Raw genomic sequence first — 19,555 nt, 5'->3', positions numbered from 1 at the left:
ATCTTATTTAGCCTTCCATCCGCTGGCAGCTGATCCGCTTTCCTTCACATACAAAGTGGCTTGTGCCGTGCCATCCGTTCGCATGGCCAGACTGCCAACTGGGGCGGTTACGACTCCCTCGGGCGAACCCTCTACTATGAACACCGCGGGCAACACTGCCCCGCCAGTGAGGCGAATGGCCCGTTTGAAGTTACCGTAGGTCGAGAACCATTCAGGGAGCGAATATGGATTATACAAGGTTCCTAGTGATGTGCCTTGCATGCCGATTAGTGTTTCGAATTCTAGAATTCGCTTTACCTTCACTGCTCGGGTATCAAACACCGCTACATTATTGAGGCGCAGAGACGGTTTGGCTGCACCGTAAGAAGAGACTAGCACTACCTGATTGGTTCCGCTATTGCGGACGATCATATTGTCGACAGTAGCCATCGCGTCAGACTCCGTTGTGAATAAATGCAAGGTATTGCCCGTTAAATCCTGTGCATCTATCGTCCCCACATAAAGATCTCCTCCGTCGATTCGGACACCACTTGCTAAGGTGGAACCCGAACCGTACATTCCTAACGAACCGATATGCAATCTTGGTTTACCTCCGGCAGCATTAAACGCTGCATAGATCGCAGGGCCCCCGATGCCATCGAACTTGGCGCTAGCGATATCAATAAATTGTGAATAGATCGTCTGTAGACCGAAGCTAGCTTTATGATCGGTGGAGCGGATAGCCAAGTGATTGATTTTCAGCGTTAGTCCATAGGACAGTAAGGCTGGACTTACCGATCCGCTTACACGCATATCTAGTGAACCGATGTCGAGTGTCCAGAGTCTAGCGATAGCATCTGTAAGCCCTGCTGATAGGTCGTTACCGAAACCTATGGTTGTCAAGGAGTCGAATCGCTGATAAAAGCTGCGCGTTCCTTTAAAGACATCGGGTTCAAGATCGAGAGAGTTAGCACCAGTAAAACCAGGCGCGCCACCGCGGCTATTATTCAGAACCGCTCTGTTGACATGAAGCTGGTCTACAAAATGGACCACAAAGTTCTTTCGTCCAGCAGTCTCACAGCGTGCATATCCGATGTGCACATTAACGGAGGGGATTTCTTCTGTCCCCCCAATGAAGATATTATCCCCATAGCAATCGTGAGAGTACACTGACTCTATCGTTATATTTTGCGAAGAAGAAATGAACAAGCCGTGAAGCTGATCGTTGACGGCTGTTTTAACAGTCGATGCACTTCCATCAATTTCAAGGGTGCCCGCGATTGTGATATTTGAGGCATTTAAGATTACTAGAACCCTAGTGTCTGAGGGTGGGTTCGGGGCAAGCACAAGTTTGGAGCCGGCTTCAAAGCTTAAATTCGTTTTGGCTGGAATTCGAAGACACCACCAGTCGAGGATGGAGGGGTTACGCATGCGTCCCGAAGATACCTTATATACACCTGGAGGAAAGATTACTACTTTGTTTTTGGCGTTTCCCGCATTGATAGCATTTTGAATCGCTACTGTATCGTCCTTAATACCGTTTCCTACAGCGCCGTACGATCGGACGTTCACATAACCGTTAGTCTCAGGGTCTATTTTAATAGATGTGACGGCACCATCAGAAAGGATGGACGTAGTCACCGAGCTGTCTGGAATAGGGGCAGTAGCCATATACTTCACTCCTTTATCCTTTGATTTTGTATTTTATGTGAATTTTTCGGGGAATGCACGGTACAAAGATCACTCTTAGCGGGCGAAAGGAGTTTTTTATTTTGAAGGTATTGGTAACTGGGGGGTTAGGCTTTATTGGGTCCCATGTGGTTGATCGGCTAATAAAAAAGGGCATAGAAACTGTGATTTTAGATAATGTATCCGGAGCCTCCGGTCTGACTTATATGAATCCTGCTGCGGTTCTGTATAAGTACGATATTCGGGATGAGACTTTGCATGAGGTGTTTAACCTTGAAAAGCCAAATGCAGTCATTCATCTGGCTGCACAGATCGACGTCAGAGAATCACAGCGGAACCCGTTATTTGATGCGAATGTGAATATTGTTGGCACGCTGAATGTACTGCGCATGTGCGAGATCCATCAGGTTCAAAAGCTAGTCTATGCCTCGTCGGCAGCGGTTTATGGGAACCCGGAATATTTGAGCATTGATGAGCAGCATCCCTTAAATCCCGAGTCCTGCTATGGTGTATCCAAAAGTGTACCAGAGTCATATATTCGGATGTTTTCCAGCTTACATGGGCTAAAATATACGATACTGCGTCTCGCTAATGTATATGGGCCTAGGCAAAGTTCACATGGGGAAGCTGGCGTTGTTTCCGTTTTTCTGGATCGCATAAAGCAAGGGAAGAATCTTGTTATCTATGGGGACGGTGAGCAGACTAGAGATTTCGTCTATGTGGAGGATGTGGCGCAAGCGTTTGTTGACGCGGTTCAGACCGAAGGCAGGGTGAATAATGAGACGATGAATATTAGCTGCGGAATACCAACCTCGATAAATACGATGGTTCGGATGTTAAGCGACATCACGGGTGGTGATTTCCTGACAACCTATGCGGAGCCCCGTCCGGGGGATATTCTCCATAGCTACTTAAACAATCAAAAAGCCCAGGAATTATTATCTTGGTTCCCTAACCATAACTTTCATACCGGGCTGAAAAAAACAATTACTGACCGCTTAAGTGTAGGAAGCGCAGTAGATCATTAAAAGCACACATTGAAAGGGGCACTCCGCATGGAACGCAAAATGAACTCGGAAATGTTCGTTCTTCGTAGTGTAGCCTGCTTAAGTATAGCCCTGCTGCATGCTCTTTATCGGGTTTATGACGATGGAAATACATCTTGGGTAGAGTCGGTGGGTTTACTGCTAACGTTTGGCACACCTGTATTCGTATTTATCTCCCAATTCGTGTTGTCATTTGCCTATCCCAATGAAATTCCAGCGAGATTTTGGGAGAAAAGAATCAAGTATATTTTATTGCCTTACTTTTTTTTCGGGACCTTGTATGCAGGACTAAAAGGATTGGAGCTGTCGAGTAGTGATGGCATTCCTTTGCTGCAGGCTTTTTGGTATTACCTCTGGCGTCATTTGCTGATTGGAGATTTCCATGGTTATTTTATACTGATTATCTTTCAGTTTTATGCTTTATTCCTCTGGTTTCAGACGTATGCGAAGCGGCTTAACCCCCGCAATGTTCTAATCGTATCGTTCCTTATTAACGTTATCTATTTGGGTTTCTTCAACTTTACTACGCCCGCAGATACGGCAGCCGCCCATTATTTCTGGGATAAAATGTACTGGATTTTCGCACCTGGTTGGATTTTTTACTTTACAGTAGCCTATTACTTGGGACGAAATGAGCTGTGGTTCCGGGAAAAATTAAAAAAGTTCCGCATAGCCGTATACACGCTCCCGGTTCTGACAGGTGCGCTAGTGCTGTTCGTGAATAGTCAAGGCTGGATAACGGCGCATAGCTCCAAAAGAATTGATATGCTTCTATTCGCCTTAAGCATGATTTTGCTGCTCTTCTCCGTGGCATCGAAAATGAAGAAAGTGCCACGTGTGCTGGAATGGAGCAGCAGATATTCTTTTGGCATATACTTGCTTCATCCTTTGCTATTGGCTATATTCGTTAAGCTTCCAGCTTCATTTGGGTTGCAAAACCTTGGACTATTTAGTGTTCTGCTGCAATTTGTCGGTTGTGTGGTAGGCTCGGCACTTATAATGAATTTAGCGAATCGAATTCCTGGCGGAGCGTTTGTATTCGGTCGGATCGGCGTTGGGATAAACCCAAGCAAACCACCGAAATCGCTGGATAAGCCGATAACTCCGAATATTGGGAATGCAAACTAGCTTGGATTTGACCGGCCGCTAATCGTCTGTGTTTAGGTGATTAGTGGTCTTTTTTGTTTTTGTATTATTGCGATTACTTCGCTATTACATCGCGATTACATCTCACTAGCAGCATCCTCTCAATTCTCATTAAAAAAGCAAAATAGTTGTAAGAAGTACAATTAAGCTCTTATGCTCGCAGCTTTGAGGCAGTTTAATTGTATATTTTACAACTATTATTTTAGATTCCCGCCATATTGAGGCAATTGCTCGTATTTAAATGTACAGAGTGCAACTAAATCCACAAAGGCTACCTTCAAAGCGTATATAGTTGCACAAAATGCAATTAAACAAACTTCGTCGTTACCACGCCTTAGCTGCACTGTGCGTTGGTGGTAAATACAATTAAACAAACTTCGTCGTTACCACGCATTAGCTGCACTCTTGCACATTGGCGGTAAAGTCCCAGTATAATTGTTGTATTATGGTCAGTTCACACGAGGTCTTGTTTGTCGGACCGTATTGCAGCTATTTTCACTTTTTAGTTCATTTTGCGATAGTTTCGGACTGTATTGCGCTTATTTCCATAAAAACACACATTATGGAAGCTACTTTGCACGAATAGCTGCATCTAAGTCCGATAATTTAGCAAAATGAATGAAATTATTAAATTAACGGCTCCTCAGTCCGATCTATAGTGAGGGGGATCTAATTAGATGAACTTCGATTATAGTCGAAGGGACCTAAATTAGTTAGTCTATAATTAGGTAGTCCCTTTATGGTTTTTTACATCCAGAGAATAATGCATCGTGCAGAATATTAGGAGGAAATGAATAGTGGAACTTGGAGTAAGTACATTTGTCGAGACCACACCTGATGTCCAAACGGGTGAGACAATAAGTCATGCAGAACGACTACGTGAAGTAGTGGAGGAAATTGTACTTGCCGAAGAGGTGGGATTAGATGTATACGGAGTAGGTGAGCATCATCGGTATGATTATGCGGCGTCTTCACCTGCGGTTGTACTGGCTGCGGCTGCTTCGTTGACTACTAAGATCCGGTTGAGTAGTGCTGTAATGATCCTGTCTTCAGCCGATCCGGTGCGTGTCTTTCAGGACTTTGCAACGCTGGACGGAATTTCAAACGGACGTGCGGAGATTATGATCGGCCGGGGTTCGTTTACAGAGTCTTTTCCTCTATTCGGATATGATCTGAAGGATTATGAAGAACTGTTTAATGAGAAGCTGGAATTGTTATTAGCCATCCAAAAGTCAGAAAAAGTGACCTGGAAAGGCAAACACCGAGCAGCTATAGAAAATTTGGGGATTTACCCGCGTCCGGTTCAAGATCCTTTACCGATTTGGATCGGGAGTGCAGGAAGTCCAGAGTCTGCGATCCGCACAGGATCACTAGGTTTGCCTTTTGTTTTAGCGATTATAGGGAATGTTCTACCACTGGATTATGCTTCACATGTACAGCTTTACAAAAAAGCAGCAGCTGAAGCCGGGCATGATATTTCAAAATTTCCAATCGCTTCGCATTCACACGGGTTTATAGCGGAGACTAATCAGTTAGCGCTGGAGAAATTTTTTCCTTCAACGCATGCCCGGACCAATGTGCGGGCGAAGGAAAAAGGAACACCTCCGTACCATCGTGCAGATTATGATGCAGCGTGCAGCTTAGAGGGCGCCCTTTACGTAGGTGATCCAGAAACTGTCGCTAATAAAATCATTCATCTGCGCAAGCATGTGGGAATTACGCGATTCTTTTTACATGTGCCGCACGGTACTATGCCTCATGAGGATGTTATGCAGGCGATTAGACTGCTGGGCACCGAAGTGGCCCCACGTGTGCGGGAAGAAGTAGCGCGCTGGGAAGCAAGTAACCGGTAATTTAGTAAGCTGCGTCCTTAGGACGTGGCTTTTTTTGTAAGGTATACTGAAGAAATGAATAGCGTTTTATACAGGAGGGGCAATGGAAAAAAATCATTATTTATCTCAATTCAATTTGCTTCAATCGTTAGGACTGGAAGATCTAATTGAAATGGAAGAATTAACGCGAATAACAGTAGTCCCCAAAAATACATATATCCAAACACCGTCAACCTTTTCTGAAGGACTGTTTTTTGTGAAAAAAGGAAAGGTTCGCTTATACCAATTAAACGCAAACGGTAAGCAATTTACATCGGATATCCTCAGTGAGGGTAATGTTTTTGGTGAAATGGGTATGATTTCTTTTGGAACGAAGGAACATTATATTGAAACGATTGAGGAAAGCCATATCTGCACAATTGATCCTGCAAGGTTTGAAGAATTCATCTCTCACCGACCTAGGTTTATGATGTCATTATTGCAAGTATTGAGCGACCGCATAAAAAGTATGAGTCAGTTAACTCAGAATCTAGCCATCGGAAATCTGCATGATAAAATATTGTGCGTTCTTTTAAAGCTGGCGGATCAGCATGGGGTTGAGCATAAGGATAATTGTTACAAAATTAATGTTCCTCTATCGCATCAAGAAATCGCTAATTTAATTGGAGCCAGCAGAGAAGCTGTAACAGTGGCATTGCAAGAATTGGTGAAAGCGGAGGTTATTCAGACAGGGTTCAGAACTATCTATATCCAGCGAGACAAGATTTTGGAAAGAAATATAACATAGCTATCGAGTTGTAAACGAGATTACAGCTTCATTTTTAGAAACAACGGTATCCTAGCTATGACATGAAGGTGATTTAAGCTTTCAAATCATAGTGAAGGGACGATTTCCATGGAACACAGGAAGGGCGCTCGAAAGGTTACTGAAATTCCCGTTGAGATTGTAGAACTGCTGAATAAAGGATATTTACAGACCGTGAATTTAACGGAATGGCTTGCTGTGGATCATCTTACATTGCTGGAAAATGTACTGAATGAGCTAGGTTTTGAACAGGAAGCTAAACCAATTTTACAAAGGCTGAATGCGTTATCGGAAAAGAAAATCATGAAGCTCATCCCGGTGATTTCACGTGAGTGGCAGCTTCTATTTGACTGTAAATCAGAGCTGGAACGTTCCCGATTATTTGCTGTGTTAGCTCATCATAAATCCGATAGTGTTCGCTGCTGAGCTGCTTATATCGTGGGCCAGAATCATCAATGGAGTCTAGTTCAAAAACTAACAGCAATCCGTCCTTTTGCAGCGGATGGTCATTTTGGGGTGCGTGAGATTTCATGGATGGCTTTAAGGGAATCAGTCATTGCCGAGCTGGATGCTTCCATTGAATTATTAAAGGCTTGGGTTCATGATCAGGACGCAAATATTAGGAGATTTGCGATCGAATTGACGCGCCCACATGGGGTATGGGCAAAGCATATTACAGCGCTCAAAGAAAATCCAGCGATTGGCCTTCAGCTATTAGAACCGCTTAACTCTGATCCGGCAAAATACGTTCAGGATTCTGTAAGCAATTGGTTAAATGATGCTAGCAAAAGCCATCCGGCATGGGTACAGCAAATTTGTGATGAATGGTTGAACCTATCAGGTACCAAGGAATCAAAGCGGATTGTAATCCGGGCTACAAGAAGTATTACTGATCAAAAATAAAATAAGTGCATCACTTTAGACTGGATAATCAAACGTCAAACACTATGGGCTAATAAGTGTTGGCGTTTTTTTGTTGTGGAGTTAACTTGGATAATTCAAGAGAAAGACTCCTTCGTGTTTATTATTTAAACCAAAATTCATGAAAATATTTATATTGTTAATCCTCAGGTCATCTGTTATACTCAGAAACACCAAATGTTATAAAAACTAACACTAATTATAGGGATGGAGGATTTTCGTATGAAAAAACAAATAATTCGTAATGTAGGTGTCACGTTATCCCTGTTTTTAGGGGTGAACTCGTTATCGAGTGTTATGTATGCTAACACATCGAACGATGCGTATAAACCCAAAACCCATGTACTGAAGGCGAATTCGGAAACTGTTCGATGGGGGAATATAGGTAAGGGAGATCCAGCTCTAACTGTGCATTCGGGAGACATCGTAACGGTTGAGGCCATTACACATCACTCAGGGGATGATTACGAGCGGATGATTAAAGGAGATGCGGGAGTAGAGGATATTTTCCACTGGATTGAAGGGGAGAAGAACGAAGCGCTCCGCGGGCCAGGCGTACACATTATGACAGGTCCTATCGCTGTTGAAGGTGCTGAACCAGGAGATGTGCTGGAAGTTAAGATTCTGGACATGAAGCTGAGACCAAATGGGAATGACCAATACGCTGGCAAAACATATGGCGTGAATGCCGCAGCGAACTGGGGCTATCTATACGGAGATATGGTAGAGGAGCCGAAAAAGCGTGAGGTAGTAACTATCTACGAGATGGATACGGAGGGTGGAACAGATTATGCAACAGCTGTATATAACTACAAATGGTCTGTGCAAACCGATCCAGATGGTCAAGTGCACCCGACAATTGACTACCCGGGTGTTATCGTTGACCATAATACGATTGATAAGAACTTCGATGTGCTAAAAGGCGTGAAAATTCCGGTACGTCTCCACTTTGGTACAATGGGTGTGGCGCCGAAAGAAGCGGATGTTGTTGACTCCGTTCCACCTTCTTACAACGGCGGTAACGTAGATGATTGGCGGATTACCGAAGGTGCAACGATGTATTATCCAGTATCCGTAGCTGGTGCACTTCTGTCGATCGGTGACCCGCATGCCGGTCAAGGTGATTCGGAGATTAACGGAACTGCGATCGAGACATCGGTCACTGGGGATATACAAGTCATTCTTCATAAAAAAGCATCGCTTAACAACAAGCTGAAAGGTTTAAACTTCCCATTACTTGAAAATGAGAACGAGTGGGTTGTACATGGATTCAGCTACGCCAATTATTTGGAGGAGCTGGGGGCTAGTGCTCAGACGGATATCTTCAAAAACTCGTCCATCGACAAAGCGATGAAGGATGCCGCTCATAAAACAAAAGATTTTTTAATGGCTGGAATGGAATTGAGCGAAGATGAGGCGTACTCTCTGATGTCTGTGTCAGCTGATTTTGGAATTACACAAGTGGTGGATGGAAACTGGGGCGTACACGCCTTAATTGATAAAGGTCAATTCGGCGATTCCGAGCGCAAGCCCGTGGTTTTACGGAGCAGCTTTGAGAACTTTGGAGCAAAGGTTGGCTGGCAGCCAGCCACTAAGACAGTTACGCTAAGCTACAATGGCAATGTTCTGGAGATGAAGGTTGGAGCGACAACGGGGATTTACAACGGAGAGACAGTGAAGCTTGTAGCCCCAATAAGTGTTGTGAACGGGAAGATCGTGGTCAGCGAATATTTCGTGAACTTTTATAAAGCTAAGCTGGCTAAGACAGAGTAGGACGAAATAGCAATTATTCGATAATCCTAAAAAAATCCAAATGAGAAAAGAACCGTCTTTATAGGCGGTTCTTTTTCTTATATATTCAATCCGTCCTGATTTTTGTGGCGTTTTAATAAGATTTGGTTTTCTACACGTACCAGTCCATCCAGACAGTAGATTGATTCATGCATAAACCGTTCCATCTCTTCAAGATTCTCTACCAAGATGTGAATATGCAGAATACATGGTCCCGTCATTTCGTATAATACAGCTACGTGTTCGTTTTCCTTTAATACATCGACGATATGATTTAAATGAGCAGGTTCTACTTCAAGTTCCAGGTAGGCGGAGATTTTCTTTCCTAGCTTTTCAGCACTGATGACAATCGAGAACTGTTCAATAATCCCTTGATTGACTAGCCGATCAATACGATCTTTCACCGCGACACTTGATAAACTGACTTCTTTAGCTAGATCAGTATAGGAAATTCTGCTGTTTTGGGCCAGCCGCATCAAAATATGGTTATCGATAGGATCTAGCATGCGGATTCGTTCACCTCTTTTTTCGTAATTGTATCAGAAAAAAAGTGGAAATGCCTAGTAGCGCTTTACAGTAGAAGTGTGTGACGGCATTCTCTCCTGAAGATAGTTGACATAAAAGAATTATTTCACTATACTGGCTGTAATCTTATATACGATATACGTTGAAGGAGCCCAGTAGTAACTTAGTCCCTGTTTCAGAAAGCCGGGGGTTGATGAAACCCGGTACACACTAAGCTTGCGAATTACACTTTGGAGTATCTCGGGTAATACCGAGCGGAATGGCGAACGATATCTCGTCAAGAGTGGTATCAATGGTATGCTTGAGCATAAGCGTTTCATGGGTGCAATCTGGGTGGTAACACGGTTATTCAATCGTCCCTATGTCTACAATAGACAAGGGGACGATTTTTTTTGTTTTTAAATATAAGGATTTATAGGGTTCACTTCATCAATACTCCTTATATTTCTCGCTGAAACGGTCCCGTCCTAATCAGGAGGGCGAACCGTTTCCGCTTGGCGGACTGATGTTTCATTTATAGGATAACTACTAATTTTGAGGGGTGTAAGGCAATGAATATTATCGACGAACTAGAATGGCGCGATGCCATCAATCAACAAACAGATGCCGAAGGGCTTAGAGAACTGACCAATCAAAAATCGGTATCCCTGTACTGCGGTGTAGATCCAACAGGTGACAGTATGCATATTGGCCACTTGATTCCATTCATGGTGCTCAAAAGATTTCAACTGGCAGGACATCGTCCGGTGATTCTTATTGGTGGGGCTACGGGAACGATTGGTGATCCAAGTGGGCGTCAATCTGAACGCTCTTTGCAAACGCTGGAGCAAATCCAAGCCAACGTTGACGCACTTACAGCACAGATGAAAAAACTGTTCGTGACTGATGGCGACAATCAAATCCGCATGGTGAACAACTACGATTGGACGCATAAAATCAATGTTATCGAATTTTTGCGTGACTATGGTAAAAACTTCAGCATCAATTCGATGCTTGCCAAGGATGTTGTAGCGAGCAGATTGGACAGCGGAATTTCCTTTACGGAATTCTCCTACCAAATCCTGCAATCCCTGGACTACCTGCACCTGTTCCAGCATGAAGATGTGCAGCTGCAAATCGGTGGTTCTGACCAATGGGGGAACATCACAAGTGGCTTAGATCTGATTCGTAAAAAAGAAGGTTCTGAGGCGGTAGCATTCGGACTTACCATCCCGCTTATGCTGAAAGCCGATGGTACAAAATTCGGTAAAACAGCTGGCGGAGCCATTTGGCTGGATCCGAACAAAACGACAGCTTTTGAATTCTACCAGTTCTGGGCGAATACAGATGACCGTGATGTTGTGAAATACCTGAAGTACTTTACATTCCTCTCTAAAGAACAAATTGATGCACTTGCAGAAAAGGTGCAGACCGAACCGCATAAACGTGAAGCGCAAATAACACTGGCTGAAGAAATGACCAGATTCGTGCATGGTGAGGAATTGCTGGAGCAGGCTAAACGTATTACTGCCGCTCTGTTCAGTGGAGATATTAAATCTCTGACCGCTGACGAGATCGAGCAAGGCTTCAAGGAAATGCCGACCTACGAAACGACATTGGAGTCCAAAAATATCGTGGAGTGGCTGGTAGATCTAGGAATTGAGCCATCCAAACGTCAAGCGCGTGAGGACATCACCAAAGGCGCAATTTCCATGAATGGCGAAAAAGTTAGCGATGTAGCATTTGAAGTTACAGCCAGCGAAGCCATCGGCGGACGTTTTATCATTATCCGTAAAGGTAAGAAAAACTACAGCCTGGTGAAATTGTCCTAATAATAAGAAGCCTTCCTTATGAATAAGGAAGGTTTTTTGTTGTATTTTAAGTATAGAGGCCGACTATTTGCATATTAAGTGAAATTTGAAAGGTGAAATCGTCAAAATTATGGTAAGCTTAGGATTCGTGTGATTTATGGATTAACATGATATTCTACAACTATAACAGAAAATTAGGAGTGGTAATTTGAGAAGACAAAAACCAATGACCATGGAAGAATTAATGAATGAGTTACAAGGACAGAAAACGTATCAAGAAGATCCCAATCACATCTCTTTCGAGAAATTGTTTAATGAAGCGTTTATGAGTAAGTATTCCAATTACAAAAGTTTCGATGAGTTTGTAACCAAAGGGAACTTTCAAGTAAAGACAGAAGAAGATGTTGCTGACATACCTGATGAACTGTTTGATCGTCATGTTGTTAGGGAGACGAAGTTTGCGGATTGGAAATCCATGTTGGAAACAGCAAATAGAGAATACGTCCGTAATTAATAAGACTAGTCTCTAACTACCGTTAGACTCATCCACAAAGAAACTGCACACCCTTATTGCTTTGTCCCAACGGACAATGGGGAGTGCAGTTTTTTTGTGCCCAGTTATTTGACCAGCTATGATGTTTTACTCATCGTTGACTCGCAGATCTATGATTTAATTGAACAAATAGGAATTAGGTTTTACAAAGATAGTATTACATAGGAGGGGCAGAATCGTATGACTGCATGTATACAAACCTCTAAGCAGGAGACCCTTCATGTCATGTGGAAAACCGTCTCAGAGGATTGTAATCTAGCCTGTGATTATTGCTATTACAGTACTGCCGGGGGACATCCTCAGCAACCGATCCGGGTGATGGATACGGAGCTTCTGGAGCGGTTTATCGCTCAGTACATGAAAAGATCATCAGGGATAGCGACTTTCTCTTGGCAGGGTGGGGAGCCATTATTGGCCGGACTTCCGTATTTTGAACAAGTGATTTCATTTCAAGCTAAGTACGCTCCGCCTCATACGATGATCAGTAATGCACTGCAGACCAATGGAACGCTTATCCATGAGAAATGGGCGAAATTTTTTAAACGGTATAACTTTTTGGTCGGGATTAGTCTGGATGGCCCAGAGCCTATTCATGATGCTCATCGTGTAACGGGTTCGGGGAAAGGCAGTTATGATCTAGTTATGCGTGGGATTCGTCATTTACAGAATGAGGGTGTGGAGTATAGTATTCTGACGGTGATTCATGAAGATAACGTGACGAAACCAGATGAGTTGATGGCATTATATCTAGAACACGAATTTCCTAATATTCAGTTTATCCCCTGCATGGATTTTGTTTCTCAGAAAAGTGAAGTAGCGGGACGTTTCCGAATTACACCTGAACAATACGGAGTCTTTTTATGCCGTACATTTGACCTTTGGTACAACGGTGGGTACCCAGAGCTTCCTATTCGTATTTTTGAGAATATGCTTCTTGTATTCATGCATCGTGAGGCAGAGTTATGCGTTCACAACTCATGTTGCCCGAAGATGATGGTGCTTGAAACGAACGGGGATGCCTACCCTTGCGATTTCTTTATTGATGAAGAGCATAGGCTAGGAAATATCGGCCAAACTGACTTGGAAGCACTGCTAAGCAGCCCAGTATATGATGATTTTTTGTTAATGAAGCCCAATATGAATGAATCATGCTATAAGTGTGAGTACCTTAGCTTTTGCAATGGGGGATGTCCGCGCAACCGGAATTGGCTTGATGTTAATGATCGGACTGAGGTTGATTATTTCTGCCATAGCTATAAAATATTCTACTCATACGCCTATGAACGCATGCTATTACTGGCGAACCGACTTAGATCGGAGCGGATGCTGGAGTACAGGAAAAGTGCAAAACCACTTCCGGGTCGAAATGATCCATGTTTCTGCGGAAGCGGGAAGAAATTCAAAAATTGCTGTCAGGCATTATAGCTTTGACTAGATAAGGTTGTCCCAACAGTCATGCAAAGGATTGGGAACAACCTTTTTGTTATGTTATAGAACCATATGATTTCTCGCCATTATTGCCGCACCCGTCACAACAGCTTCTTCTTTTAATATACCTAGGGAGAAGTGAGGTTGGTATTCAGGATAACGGTAAGTGTTTCTCTGTGCCACCTCCACCGCTGTTTGGAAAAACAACTCGTGAGAGTGAATGAGTGCACCGCCTAGAATGATGGTCTCTGGATGAAACAGGTTGATAACGTTGGCGAGCCCGATCCCGAAGTGGCTGGCAGCTTGGGTAAATAATTCACGCGCGTGTGGATTACCGTCTCTAAAGGCTTGTACCAATACATCATAAGTCAGCTTCTCAGGCGCCACTTTATATCTTTGGAGGATCAGATCGTTGTCCATTTTCGCCTCTGAGCGCGCACTTTGTTCTAGTGCCTGCACAGATACGAATGCTTCCAGAGCCCCGTAGTTCCCGTCATGATTTAATCGGGGTCCATCTGTCTGGATGATCATTTGACCAATGGCATCTTCCATATCCATTGTGCCATGAACAATACTTCCATGCGACATCATCGCATAGCGGAGTCCTGCTCCAGCATGTACATAAAGCATATGCTGAATGTTTGCGTGACGGATAGACCATCGTTCCCCAAGCAGTGCAGAATTGGCACCGTTGTCCAACCATGCCTTGAACCCCGTCCGTTCCTCCACCAGTTTGCAAATCGGCAGATTGTTCCAGCCTGAAGAAGGGAAGTGCAGCGGTTTTAGGATCAAGCCATTTTCCCGATCAAGTGGCCCCACAGCCCCTATTCCTATCCCTATGATTTGACTGTCCACTAACTGATGGTCCCTAAGGAAAGCGCGTATTTGATTACTGATATGATCTATAAATCTTTCAGGTGTGAATGCCTGATCCATTCGCCAGTGAACTATTGATTTTGGGTTCATTTGCATATCAAATAAACCAAGGGAAGAATACACCCTGGAAATCTCTAAACCGATTATATAACCGTAGGAAGGATTGATCTGGTATAAAATGGGTCTTCTTCCTCCGCTAGATTCTCCAAATCCGCTTTCTATCAGCAAGCCTTCTTCCGTCATCTCATCTAATATCCGGGTCATTGTGCTTTTGGTAAGCGAAAATGTCTGTAAAAGATCCAACTTGGAAACAGTGCCTTGTTCGGCGATTCGGTCGTATAGGAGTTTTTTTGGTGACGGAATATGTGTCGAGCGCTTTTCCACGATATACCTCCAAGCTATATATAGGATGAACTTGTAAGATCGTTTTTTATATAGTTTGTATTTATTAACATGAATATAGTATAACTCATAAACCCTTGGTTGTATTTTACCGTTCAAAAAACTTAATTCCATTTTGGGAAAAAGTGATATAATGAAATTACGACAGATTATATAAGGGTGGATTCCATGAGAACAACTATGAAAACAAATATGATACCGAATACAGACCTGAGGATAAGTCTATTGTTTCAGTTGTTTTGGGTATTTGTTCGAATTGGTCCTGTAACCTTCGGGGGAGGTTATGCGATGATCCCTATGATCGAACGGGAAATTTCCGCTAAACGAAAATGGCTGGGTGAAGAGGAGATGGATGAAATTCTATCTTTAGCTGGTGCTGCACCTGGGGGTGTAGGTGTAAATGCAGCAGCATTCATTGGTTATCGTCTTGCTGGTGTGAAGGGTGCGATTGCTGCAATCGCAGGGATAACGATTCCGACCTTTATCATTGTTTGTTTGCTTAGCGCCGTATACTCCCAACTGGCAGACCAGCCAAAAGTCATTGCCGCTATGAAAGGGATAAATGGTGCTGTTATTGCCTTGATCCTAGTAGCTGCATATCGAATGGCCAAGAACGCTATAATTGACAAGACTACCGCTGTTACGGCGTTAGTTATACCGGTTGTTTTACTGGTTTTCGGAATTAATCCCATTTACGTGATTGCAATTGGTTTATGTATTGGGTTTGTATATCTGCAAATTAAACAGCTCTTAGGGCTCCAAGTTCGAACGGAGAAGGAGTCCTTGAAAGCTTCTGATGAAGAATCGAATTATCCGGAGTATTACATCTAGGGGGAAGCGATGTGATTTGGAGTTTGTTTTTCACTTTTATAAAAATTGGCCTTCTCTCGTTTGGAGGAGGGTACGCCATCATTCCGATGATTCAGCATGAAGCCATGGCTGGGGGTTGGTTATCCGAAGGGGAATTCCAAGAGGTAGTTTCCATCGCAGGGATGTCACCCGGGCCTGTTGCAACGAACAGTGCAACCTTGATCGGATATCGTATAGCCGGAATCGAAGGAGGGATTGTGTCAACATTAGGCATGGTTCTGCCCTCATTTTTAATCATCATCGTTATTTCCGTCTTCTTTTATCGGGTGAGGGACAGTCAATGGATTAAAACGTTATTTTATGGTTTGCGGCCAGTGATTACAGGCTTGATTGCCTATGCTGCGATTCGTTTTGGCTTAAATAGCGTGCAACATGCTTTTATTACTTGGCAGACCCTTGGCATGTTGATCATTGTATTCGCTGCACTTTATGGTTTAATGAAATATAAGCTGCATCCGCTCACCATTATCGTTGCTTCTGGCATTCTTGGGGTAGCTTTTTTTTAGACAGAGCCGGGACGATCCCAGATTGGAGGTAAATCATGTCAGAGAATATACGGGCTTGTTGTTCAGCTAGTCGAAATCAAGTCGCGAAACAAGAATCTATTGATGTTTGTAAGGAGAACACAACGGTTCAAGGAGTAACAGGGGTGAAAGATTTCTCGGACATGATCCTTATCCCTGGAGGCACTTTTCTTATGGGGACGGATGATAAGGAAGGGTTCCCCGCAGATGGAGAAGGTCCGACTAGGAAGGTTACCTTATCTTCCTTTTTGATGGATGCAACGGCGGTTACGAACAAGCAGTTTGCTGCTTTTATCAAGGAAACAAACTATGCTACAGATGCGGAACGTTTTGGATGGTCTTACGTGTTTCATTCTTTTGTTTCCATGGAGACTGGGAAAAAGGTGACCCAAGTAGCCACACAAACCCCTTGGTGGTGGGTGGTGGAGGGAGCGGATTGGTGTCATCCTGAAGGTCCGGATTCCAAAGTAGATGAACGACTTGATCACCCGGCTATTCACCTATCATGGCATGATGCGGATGCATATTGTCGTTGGGCTGGTAAACGTCTGCCTACGGAAGCGGAGTGGGAGTATGCCGCACGAGGAGGACTGGTTCAGAAACGGTATCCTTGGGGGGACGAATTAAAACCAGACGGAGAACATCGTTGTAATATATGGCAGGGAAAGTTTCCCGATAAAAATCATGCCAGCGATGGTTTTGCAGGTACCGCACCTGTAAGGTCCTATCTGCCTAACGGCTATGGTCTTTATAATATGTCAGGAAACGTGTGGGAATGGTGCGCGGATTGGTTTACTAAGGACTATCATTTATCTTCCGAAGCCGTGAATCCGAAAGGTCCAGTAAGTGGTGTCGCAAGATCGATGCGTGGAGGATCATATTTGTGCCATAAATCTTACTGCAACCGTTATCGGGTGGCGGCAAGAAGCAAAAATACTCCAGACAGCTCTGCCGGAAATATTGGCTTTCGATGTGCGGCTGATTATACAAGTTAGAGCACTTTTACGACTACTACATAAGAAGGAGGAACTTCCTTGTCCTCTATCATCCATAGTCAGTTTGACATCAGCGTGCTGGACGTCCTAAAGATTCAATATCAGAAGCGGATCCTGTTCGATTACGTCCAGTCTTGTTATACCGTCTCTTATATCCAAAAAGGTGAGGTATTGACGACATCCTCCGAAGGAGAATATGTTGCTTCTGCCGGAGACGTGATGATCCACCGTCCTAACGAGCCTTTCAATGTGATCTCCAAAACGGATGGGATACATTATCTGTTTAATATTAACGCTAAAGTTAAAGACGGAGATGACTTTTTTAAGTTATTCCCTTTAGGCAAGGTGATTCGGGTCCGGGTTCGAAGCGAATATGAGCGAAGGTTTGACGAGTTGCGAAGCCTGTGGTTGCAGGAGGAAGATGATTTCAGGAATGTTCAGGTCGGTTCATTGGCATTTTTTCTTCTTTATGAAATTATGGAGAGTACCAAGCTTGGCGGGCGCCGCTCTTCACGAGATCCCTTTATCACGGACCGCTTTAACGAAGCGTTGCAATATATGGAGGAGAGGCTTGATCAGGAGATTAGTAGAGAGGAACTTTCCAAGCTCTATCATATGAATCCTGTTTATTTTAGCCGGGCATTTCAGAAAATATATAAACTGACACCCATGCAAATGCTGCGAAAATTGCGGCTGCAGCAAGCTAAACAAATGCTGGAATATACGGATTATACAATCGAGCATATCTCCCAGAGATGTGGTTATTATGATGCTTCACACTTCAGCAAGGTATTTCGTGGTGAATACGGCAAGAGACCGGCAGAGTACCGGAAAAGTATCGAATTTACAAAAACAAACATCGCTGCTCCATAGCGGAGTTTTCCATATTCATTTACTCTTATAAGCATGAGCAGATCATCTAAGCTGCCCGAATCGAGCGTAACCATTTCGATGAAAAGGAAAGGCAGGGAATAACTCATGAGAATCTTGTATTTGGATTTGGATTCGCTTCGCCCGGACCATCTGGGATGTTATGGCTATCATCGGAATACCTCCCCGAATATCGATTCAATCGCTAAAGAAGGTGTCATCTTTACCAACTACTATTGTTCAGATGCTCCTTGCCTGCCGTCTCGTTCCGCTTTAATGTCGGGGCGATTTGGCATTCATAATGGGATTGTAGGGCATGGCGGAACCGCTGCTGATATGCGTAGAGAAGGAGCCAAACGTGAATTCAATGACCGTCTGGGGATGGAGAGCCTTCCGGCTATATTAAGGCAAGCGGCGATGAAAACCGCATCGATCAGCACCTTCTCCGAACGACACTCGGCGTGGACCTTTAACGCCGGGTTCCAAGAAGTGTTTAATGTTGGTGGCAGAGGGCATGAGACGGCAGAGCAGGTGCTTCCAGTGGCACTTAAATGGCTTGAGGATAACGGGGAGTCCGAAAATTGGTTTCTGCACCTGAATTTCTGGGATCCGCATACACCTTATCGTACACCCGAGAGCTACGGTAATCCGTTCGAGAAGGAGCCTTTACCCGATTGGATCACGGAAGAAGTGTTTGAGCTTCACCGAAATAAGAAGGGGCAGCATAGTATTGAAGATATGAATGCGCTCGCGAAATCGCATTATCAGCAGCATTTCAGGCATCAGCAGGAGATAGAGAACCGTGATGACCTGCGTGTTATCTTTGACAACTATGATGCTGGAGTTAAGTATCTGGACGAGCATCTCGGGAAAGTTTTTTCTAAGCTGAGAGAACTTGGCGTGATGGAAGATACGGCTATCTTGATCTCTGCGGATCATGGAGAGAGTCTGGGTGAACTAGGAATTTACTCCGAACATGGCACAGCAGACGAGGCGACTTGCCGTATTCCGATGATTGTTCGCTGGCCAGGGGGCAAGAAGGGAATCGTGGAGGAGGGGCTACATTATCACCTTGATCTAGGACCTACATTAGCGAGCCTTTTGAATTTGAAAGGGGCTGCTTCTTGGGATGGTGAAAGTTATGCAGGTGCCATTCTGGAGGGGAATTTGGGAGGGCGTGAGTATCTCGTAATCTCACAATGCGCGCATGTGTGTCAACGCAGCGTCCGGTTTGCGGATTGGTTATATATACGTACCTATCATGACGGACACCATGGATTCCCGCAAGAAATGCTGTTTGATTTGAAGCATGATCCTTATGAACAACATAATCTTGCCGAAGTGCGTAAAGACGTTTGTATGGAGGCTGTCTATTTGTTGAATGAATGGCATGATCATATGATGGGCTCCATGGATTGTGATATCGATCCATTATGGACGGTACTTATGGAAGGTGGACCCTACCATGCCAAAGAGTATCTGAGCTCATCCTTATAGGATGCTTAATAATATC

The 19,555-nt window shown here is 43.9% G+C and carries 18 protein-coding genes; 15 read left to right on the top strand and 3 right to left on the bottom strand.

The window, feature by feature from the left end:
* Positions 1–3: 3 nt before the first annotated feature.
* Complete coding sequence (locus NSQ55_RS17640; RefSeq protein ID WP_076182389.1) at positions 4–1,650, bottom strand: glycosyl hydrolase family 28-related protein; 1,647 nt, start codon at positions 1,648–1,650, stop codon at positions 4–6.
* A gap of 101 nt (positions 1,651–1,751) precedes the next feature.
* On the opposite strand from NSQ55_RS17640, the gene NSQ55_RS17635 reads away from it, so the two are divergent.
* The 7 genes from NSQ55_RS17635 (at position 1,752) to NSQ55_RS17605 (ending at position 9,191) form a co-directional block, all read left to right on the top strand.
* A complete protein-coding gene (locus NSQ55_RS17635) occupies positions 1,752–2,696 on the top strand; it encodes an NAD-dependent epimerase/dehydratase family protein (RefSeq protein WP_339168307.1) in 945 nt (314 codons plus the stop codon).
* A gap of 27 nt (positions 2,697–2,723) precedes the next feature.
* Positions 2,724–3,842 (top strand): acyltransferase family protein, encoded by a 1,119-nt coding sequence (locus NSQ55_RS17630; protein WP_076214702.1) that lies wholly within the window; start codon positions 2,724–2,726, stop codon positions 3,840–3,842.
* A gap of 815 nt (positions 3,843–4,657) precedes the next feature.
* Entirely contained in the window at positions 4,658–5,713 is a 1,056-nt protein-coding gene (locus NSQ55_RS17625) for an LLM class flavin-dependent oxidoreductase (RefSeq protein WP_339168304.1), read from the top strand.
* A gap of 82 nt (positions 5,714–5,795) precedes the next feature.
* Complete coding sequence (locus tag NSQ55_RS17620; protein WP_076129738.1) at positions 5,796–6,479, top strand: Crp/Fnr family transcriptional regulator; 684 nt, start codon at positions 5,796–5,798, stop codon at positions 6,477–6,479.
* A 108-nt stretch (positions 6,480–6,587) separates the two neighbouring features.
* Positions 6,588–6,923 (top strand): hypothetical protein, encoded by a 336-nt coding sequence (locus NSQ55_RS17615; RefSeq protein WP_339168302.1) that lies wholly within the window; start codon positions 6,588–6,590, stop codon positions 6,921–6,923.
* Positions 6,924–6,935: 12 nt separating this feature from the next.
* Positions 6,936–7,400, top strand: a complete 465-nt coding sequence (locus tag NSQ55_RS17610; RefSeq protein WP_339168301.1) for a DNA alkylation repair protein — start codon at positions 6,936–6,938, stop codon at positions 7,398–7,400.
* A 240-nt stretch (positions 7,401–7,640) separates the two neighbouring features.
* Positions 7,641–9,191: an acetamidase/formamidase family protein gene (locus NSQ55_RS17605; RefSeq protein ID WP_076303322.1), complete on the top strand. Its 1,551-nt coding sequence runs from the start codon at positions 7,641–7,643 to the stop codon at positions 9,189–9,191.
* Between the two features lie 77 nt (positions 9,192–9,268).
* Here NSQ55_RS17605 and NSQ55_RS17600 read toward each other — a convergent pair whose 3' ends face one another.
* Positions 9,269–9,715 (bottom strand): Lrp/AsnC family transcriptional regulator, encoded by a 447-nt coding sequence (locus NSQ55_RS17600; protein ID WP_339168298.1) that lies wholly within the window; start codon positions 9,713–9,715, stop codon positions 9,269–9,271.
* Positions 9,716–10,285: 570 nt separating this feature from the next.
* Here NSQ55_RS17600 and tyrS point away from each other — a divergent pair.
* From tyrS to NSQ55_RS17585, 3 genes are all read left to right on the top strand, one after another.
* Positions 10,286–11,545, top strand: a complete 1,260-nt coding sequence (gene tyrS, locus NSQ55_RS17595) for a tyrosine--tRNA ligase (protein WP_076129736.1) — start codon at positions 10,286–10,288, stop codon at positions 11,543–11,545.
* Between the two features lie 205 nt (positions 11,546–11,750).
* Complete coding sequence (locus NSQ55_RS17590; RefSeq protein ID WP_036688213.1) at positions 11,751–12,038, top strand: hypothetical protein; 288 nt, start codon at positions 11,751–11,753, stop codon at positions 12,036–12,038.
* A 219-nt stretch (positions 12,039–12,257) separates the two neighbouring features.
* Entirely contained in the window at positions 12,258–13,502 is a 1,245-nt protein-coding gene (locus tag NSQ55_RS17585; RefSeq protein ID WP_339168295.1) for an anaerobic sulfatase maturase, read from the top strand.
* A gap of 63 nt (positions 13,503–13,565) precedes the next feature.
* Here the strand turns inward: NSQ55_RS17585 and NSQ55_RS17580 are convergent, their stop codons facing one another.
* Positions 13,566–14,765 (bottom strand): ROK family protein, encoded by a 1,200-nt coding sequence (locus NSQ55_RS17580; RefSeq protein ID WP_339168294.1) that lies wholly within the window; start codon positions 14,763–14,765, stop codon positions 13,566–13,568.
* A 186-nt stretch (positions 14,766–14,951) separates the two neighbouring features.
* Here NSQ55_RS17580 and NSQ55_RS17575 point away from each other — a divergent pair, with 186 nt between their 5' ends.
* The 5 genes from NSQ55_RS17575 (at position 14,952) to NSQ55_RS17555 (ending at position 19,539) form a co-directional block, all read left to right on the top strand.
* Positions 14,952–15,614 (top strand): chromate transporter, encoded by a 663-nt coding sequence (locus NSQ55_RS17575; protein WP_254857000.1) that lies wholly within the window; start codon positions 14,952–14,954, stop codon positions 15,612–15,614.
* An 11-nt stretch (positions 15,615–15,625) separates the two neighbouring features.
* Entirely contained in the window at positions 15,626–16,159 is a 534-nt protein-coding gene (locus NSQ55_RS17570; protein WP_076214731.1) for a chromate transporter, read from the top strand.
* Between the two features lie 35 nt (positions 16,160–16,194).
* Positions 16,195–17,172, top strand: coding sequence for a formylglycine-generating enzyme family protein (locus NSQ55_RS17565; RefSeq protein WP_339168291.1), 978 nt, complete (start codon positions 16,195–16,197; stop codon positions 17,170–17,172).
* A gap of 39 nt (positions 17,173–17,211) precedes the next feature.
* Entirely contained in the window at positions 17,212–18,045 is an 834-nt protein-coding gene (locus NSQ55_RS17560; protein ID WP_339168289.1) for an AraC family transcriptional regulator, read from the top strand.
* A 105-nt stretch (positions 18,046–18,150) separates the two neighbouring features.
* A complete protein-coding gene (locus tag NSQ55_RS17555) occupies positions 18,151–19,539 on the top strand; it encodes a sulfatase (RefSeq protein ID WP_339168287.1) in 1,389 nt (462 codons plus the stop codon).
* The last annotated feature ends 16 nt before the right edge of the window (positions 19,540–19,555 follow it).

Origin of the sequence: Paenibacillus sp. FSL H7-0943 (genome assembly GCF_037963265.1) — a bacterium.
In the GTDB taxonomy this organism is placed as follows: domain Bacteria; phylum Bacillota; class Bacilli; order Paenibacillales; family Paenibacillaceae; genus Paenibacillus_AQ; species Paenibacillus_AQ odorifer.
This window is presented reverse-complemented; position numbering and strand designations above follow the sequence as displayed.